Source organism: Fulvivirga aurantia, assembly GCF_009711475.1.
GTDB classification, from domain to species: Bacteria; Bacteroidota; Bacteroidia; order Cytophagales; family Cyclobacteriaceae; genus Fulvivirga; species Fulvivirga aurantia.
In genome coordinates this window covers 1-5,694 of sequence record NZ_SMMD01000691.1, presented here as the reverse complement: position 1 = coordinate 5,694, position 5,694 = coordinate 1, and the positions used below count along the sequence as shown (strand labels likewise).

At 38.7% G+C, this 5,694-nt stretch carries 5 protein-coding genes; 2 read left to right on the top strand and 3 right to left on the bottom strand.

Annotated features, from left to right (window positions below; all coding sequences use genetic code 11):
• Positions 1-10 precede the first annotated feature (10 nt).
• Entirely contained in the window at positions 11-1,897 is a 1,887-nt protein-coding gene (locus tag E1176_RS07460; RefSeq protein WP_155209979.1) for an amidophosphoribosyltransferase, read from the top strand.
• A gap of 61 nt (positions 1,898-1,958) precedes the next feature.
• On the opposite strand, the gene E1176_RS07455 is transcribed toward E1176_RS07460, so the two are convergent.
• Complete coding sequence (locus E1176_RS07455) at positions 1,959-2,798, bottom strand: substrate-binding periplasmic protein (RefSeq protein ID WP_155209978.1); 840 nt, start codon at positions 2,796-2,798, stop codon at positions 1,959-1,961.
• A 231-nt stretch (positions 2,799-3,029) separates the two neighbouring features.
• Here E1176_RS07455 and E1176_RS07450 point away from each other — a divergent pair, with 231 nt between their 5' ends.
• Positions 3,030-3,953, top strand: a complete 924-nt coding sequence (locus E1176_RS07450; RefSeq protein ID WP_155209977.1) for an isoaspartyl peptidase/L-asparaginase family protein — start codon at positions 3,030-3,032, stop codon at positions 3,951-3,953.
• Here E1176_RS07450 and E1176_RS07445 read toward each other — a convergent pair.
• Together E1176_RS07445 and E1176_RS07440 are read right to left on the bottom strand one after the other, a co-directional pair.
• Entirely contained in the window at positions 3,950-4,777 is an 828-nt protein-coding gene (locus E1176_RS07445) for a cyanophycinase (RefSeq protein ID WP_155209976.1), read from the bottom strand. The genes E1176_RS07450 and E1176_RS07445 overlap by 4 nt on opposite strands.
• An 81-nt stretch (positions 4,778-4,858) precedes the next feature.
• Positions 4,859-5,694, bottom strand: an 836-nt coding sequence (locus E1176_RS07440) for an NHL repeat-containing protein (protein WP_155209975.1), incomplete at its 5' end; no start/stop codon positions are given.

Genomic DNA, 5,694 nt, shown 5'->3' with positions numbered 1-5,694 from the left:
ATTACGGAGCATGAGCGAGAGTATAAAACATGAGTGTGGTATAGCAATGATTAGGCTTCGCAAGCCACTTTCTTACTACATAGAAAAGTATGGGTCGCCTGCCTATGCTGCCAATAAGATGTACATTCTTATGGAAAAGCAACACAATCGAGGCCAGGATGGTGTTGGTGTTGCAAATATTAAGATCGATCAAAAGCCTGGTTACAGATACATCAGCAGATACAGATCTGTTGGTCCTGATCCGATTAAATGGATTTTTGAGAAGATCGGAAAGAAATATCGCAAAGCCGTAAAAGAAGGCGGAGACATGTTTTATGATGAGCGCTGGGCCAAAGAGAACTGTGCTTTTACCGGTGAGGTTTGGCTAGGACATCTGCGATATGGTACACATGGTAAAAACAGTATTGAAAATTGTCATCCGTTTTTAAGACAAAACAACTGGAGAAGTAGAAACCTTGTGGTAGCCGGTAACTTTAACATGACCAATGTAGATGAGCTATTTGATATACTCGTAAAGCTTGGCCAGCACCCAAAAGAAAAGGTGGATACAGTGACCGTAATGGAAAAAATAGGTCACTTTCTCGATGAAGAAAACAACGAAATTTTCAGAAAGTATAAAGATAAATACTCCAATCAGGAGATAACTGAGGTTATCGAAAGCGAGCTTAATTTGCAGCGTGTACTAAGCAGAGCTTGTAAAGATTTTGATGGAGGATATGCAATGGCTGGTATGGTTGGCCATGGAGATGCATTTGTCGCGAGAGACCCTAGCGGAATCAGGCCTGCGTATTATTATGCAGACGATGAGGTGATTGTAGTTGCTTCAGAAAAACCAGCTATAAAAACTGCCTTCAATGTAGATTACAACCAAATTGAAGAAATAAAGCCTGGGCACGCGCTGATAATAAAGAAAAACGGAGAGTTTGATCAATATCAATTCAGGCAGCCGTTGAAGAAAACATCTTGCAGTTTCGAGCGCATTTATTTCTCGAGAGGTACTGACCCTGATATTTACCACGAGCGTAAAAAGCTCGGAATGTTGCTGGTGCCTCAGATACTTAAATCTATCAATTTTGACCTAAAAAATACTGTATTCAGCTATATACCAAATACAGCTGAGACTTCATTTCTGGGTATGATGGAGGGCATGGAAGACTACCTAAGTGCTAAGCGTAAAGAGGTAGTGCTTGAAGGCAAACCTCATGTCGGGTCGATGGAAGATTTTCTTTCATTTAGGCCGCGTGTAGAAAAGCTTGTTTTGAAGGATGCCAAACTACGTACTTTTATAACCGATGATGACCATCGTGATGAAATGGTGGCTCACGTGTATGATACAACTTATGAGGTTATCCGTAAAAAGATCGATACGCTCGTAATTGTTGACGACTCGATTGTAAGAGGTACAACCCTGGAGAAGAGTATTCTCACTATGGTCAGTCGCCTGGAGCCCAAAAAAGTTGTGATTGTTTCTTCAGCCCCTCAAATTCGTTTTCCAGACTGCTATGGTATCGATATGTCTAAAATGAATGAATTTGTTGTTTTTAGAGCAATGGTGGCACTACTTGAAGAGCACGGTAAAGAGTATATGCTTGATGAGGTTTACCAAAAGTGTAAAATAGCCTTAGAAAATAAAGAGCCAGTTAATTATGTAAATGAGCTCTACAACATGTTTGATTATGAGCAGATTTCAGCCAAAGTAGCTGAGATTGTAAAGCCTGATATCATGCAGGCAGAGTTGGATGTTATCTACCAAACGGTTGACAACCTTCACATTGCTTGCCCTAATCATGCCGGTGATTGGTATTTTACTGGTAATTTCCCCACACCAGGAGGTATGCGTGTAGCAAATCAGTCTTTTGTAAATTATATGGAAGGCAATTTGGTAAGAGCCTATTAAAAGATAAGTCATAAAAAAAGGTGTCTAATTTAGACACCTTTTTTTGTTGGTATTTGAGTTATCACTTCAACATGCCTAAAAATGCATTTCCTAAGTTGTTGGCTACGATCTTTTTGTAAGTAACACTTTGCTTGTATGCGGGAGACAAGAACTCTTCCCATAAAGGTTGCCAGTCTGAGTTCATCGGCATGATAAAACCCAACTCTTCTTGTGGACCTTCTATATCGATATTCTGTCTTTTTAATGGCATTTTGTTTCTTACAGCATCAAAATACTCAGTGAAATCTAAAATGCTGAATGTCTTCTTATTGGCTTGAATTTGCTGTAATGTTTCTATGCCTGAGTTAGTGTATTTTATCTGCTGACCTGGAAAATAACTGCTTTGCAATTGCTTCATTACCGGCACATGTGTACTTCCTTTTATCACCAATGGTGTATAACCGGCAAGTTTTTCTGCAATTTGATCTGGCGAAGAAATTGAAGGTGCCGAGCTATGGGTAAGGAAAATAAGAGGGTTCGTCATAAATGGAGGAGAAAACTTCATCTTTTTCTTTCTCTCAGGAGTGATAGTTACGTTGGCTACGCCCAATACATTTGATCCATTCAATGTTTTTGTCAGGAAGTTAGTCCAAACGGTTTCTTTACCTACAAACTTTACATTTATAGTTTTTCCGTATTTGTCTTTTACAAATTTTTTAAAATCATTGATGATATCAACACAAACACCTTTTACCTGTCCGTTTTCTTCATAAACAAGACCGGGAGTTGGATAATAAACACAAGCCAGTGTGCCACTACCAGAAGCACGTACTTTGCTCCAGCTGTCACCTTGGTATGACTGAGCAATAGAGGTAAAACCAAAAAATGAGACCAGAGAGATAGTGAGTAAAAAGTTTTTCATATTTATTACTTATGTTAAAAAAAATCTAATTGCCAGATAGCAAAAAAAGTGATATTATTGATATATGCAAAAAAGTGGTCGATTTCTGTCAGTAGAATTTTACCAGGGGTTAATTACCCAAGTTCACCTGTCTTTTAAGCCACTTAACCTTTTGCACCTCCAGCCTATTTTTGATTGTTAGAAAGCTTGATAATTTAAAATTATTGAGTTTTAATATAGTCTATAAATCTTATGAGGAATAAATATACAATCGCTATACATGGCGGGGCGGGTACTATTTTGCGAGAAAATATGTCTGCACAACAGGAGAAACAGTACAAGGCTGCGCTAAAAAAATCACTGATAAGTGGTACCAAAATTTTAAATGAAGGAGGTTCTGCACTCGATGCTGTTGAGCAATCGGTGGTGGTTTTAGAGGATTGTGACTTATTTAATGCTGGAAAAGGTGCTGTTTTTACTTCTAAAGGGAAGCACGAAATGGAGGCATCTATAATGTGCGGTCAAACACTAAATGCCGGGGCAGTCGGAAATATAAGAAACATAAAGAATCCTGTAAGGCTGTGTAGAAAAATTCTGGAAGATGACTCTATCGTATTTTTGGCGGGTAAAGACGCCCATGATTTTGCAAGTAGTCATGCTATAGAAAAAGAGGAGGATGACTATTTCTACTCTGTCATGCGCTATAACCAATGGAAAGCAGCACGAAATACTGATGACATGAAACTAGATCATAGCGATGATAAAAAATTTGGTACAGTTGGAGCAGTAGCTTTAGATATTGATGGCAACCTTGCCGCGGCAACTTCTACTGGTGGACTTACGAACAAACAGTTTGGTAGATTGGGAGATAGCGCTGTTATTGGCTCAGGTTTGTATGCCAACAATAAAACGTGCGCCATATCGTGTACAGGTTATGGTGAGTTTTTTCTTAGAGGTGTAGTTGCTCACGACATTTCTTGTTTAATGGAATACAAAGGACTGAGCCTTCAGGAAGCCTCTGATATTGTAATCAATCAAAAAATGACTGCACTTGGTGGGGAAGGTGGTATAATTGGAGTAGATGCTGAAGGTAATGCCAGCTTAACATTTAACTCAGAAGGAATGTATAGAGGTGTAGCTACGCCCGATAAAATAGAGATAAATATTTACCGCTAATCAGTGGTAAATGTATCTCCAGGTAAAAATATATCAATTGATAGATTTCTTGCGCCAAGAAGATCATCCGATTTTGTTAAAGAATTTTTCGGGTTTCTAAAAACTACCACCTGAGAGTTTCCAACCACTTCGAAATTCACTCCATCATAGATAACTGCAGTAGATTCATCAACGCCTATACCTGTATGATCAGGGTATTCTATGGCTGCACTCAGCAACCGATTGTAGCGACTTCTTTTCACAAAATGCTGATCAATGATTATACCTGTTACTAATCCGAGACCTTCGGCAATTTCGATATTATCGGCTTCAATGTTTCTAAAAGTAGATGAGTAATCTGGGTGCTTGAGCTCATTACCTGTGATCATTTTTTTGCTCATTACGGCTGCCCCGGCACTTGTGCCTGCTATGATAGAGCCATTTTTATAGGCTTGATGAATAGCTTCTTTTATGCCTGTGTCTTGAATAATGTCCATAAATTTGTTTTGGTCTCCTCCTGAGATGTAAATGAGTTGGGCATTTTTTATGGAATCTAACTGAGCTGAGGTTGGTTTATCTCCTTTATTGAAATTCATGCCAGTAACATTTTCAATATCGATGGCCAAAAACTGCTGTCTGGCATACCATGCAGAAGAGTCGGGCTCTGAGCTAGACATGGGTAAAATAATACCATAGCCACCTTGAGCGATGCCAGCTTCTTGCACTAGTCTTTCGATCATCGGTTGAGGCCTTTTGCCACCTCCAATAATAAATAATTTGCCCTGATCCTGGCTGATCGCTGAAAAGCTGATAATGAAAGAAAGGATTGTTAAAATAAATTTCATAGTCATGTGATTTTATGAAAGAGACGCTGACCATAGCCAGCGCCTCTGCAAATAAACAACCTGTAAACCAAAACAGGATCTTTATGGAATAAAGAATATTCCTAGTGGGTCTGGTAACGAAATTGATACAGGTACAATATCACTTCCGTCCAAATTTGCCTTTTTGATAAGACCATCACCGCTGTCAGACCAATAGATCTTTCCATTAGCATTGTCAATTACTATTCCGAATACTTCATCTACAGTTGGAACTACAGTTTCAATATTAGTTCCATCTAAATTCGCTCTGAGAATATTACGAGAATCAAAGTCGTCAAAATATATTTTTTCATTGATTTTATCTACCGCAATAGCGTATCCGTAACCACCATCACTGTAATCAATGATTTTTGTAATCGATGTGCCATTTTCATCACCAACCCATATTGATTCATCATCAACTTCAACACAAGTGACATATAGAGTTTTGTCGTAGTAGTCGATACCAATTGGTTTTTGACCTAAACCATTACTTGAGTGATCGAATAAAACTGAAGAACTTTCAGCATTTACATCGTACTCGTATATTGTATGAGTATCCTTATCGACCACATATACTTTTTTTGATGTAGAGTTAATAGCAATGTCTCTAGGGTTCACCAAATTATTCATGAGAATCTCTGGCTCTGAACCATCAGTTTTGATTCTTACCAGCGTTCCTTCACTCGCATCGGTGTAGTATATTAGTTCATTTATGGAGTCATACTCCAGACCATATACTGCACCTACATTACTAACTATTCTCCGATTGCCGGGTAGTTGCAATATTTTACCATCGGTACCACCCGCCACAAATAAGTTTACATCTAGAGAACCGAGTGCCGTTACCTGTCCCTCATATGTGTCGACATCATCATCTGAAGTTACGATAAGTCTGA

Excerpts from the sequence above, each read along its gene's own strand:
- E1176_RS07460 (WP_155209979.1), top strand. The coding sequence starts at position 11 with ATGAGCGAGAGTATAAAACATGAGTGTGGTATAGCAATGATTAGGCTT.
- E1176_RS07455 (WP_155209978.1), bottom strand. The coding sequence starts at position 2,798 with ATGAAAAACTTTTTACTCACTATCTCTCTGGTCTCATTTTTTGGTTTT.
- E1176_RS07450 (WP_155209977.1), top strand. The coding sequence starts at position 3,030 with ATGAGGAATAAATATACAATCGCTATACATGGCGGGGCGGGTACTATT.
- E1176_RS07445 (WP_155209976.1), bottom strand. The coding sequence starts at position 4,777 with ATGAAATTTATTTTAACAATCCTTTCTTTCATTATCAGCTTTTCAGCG.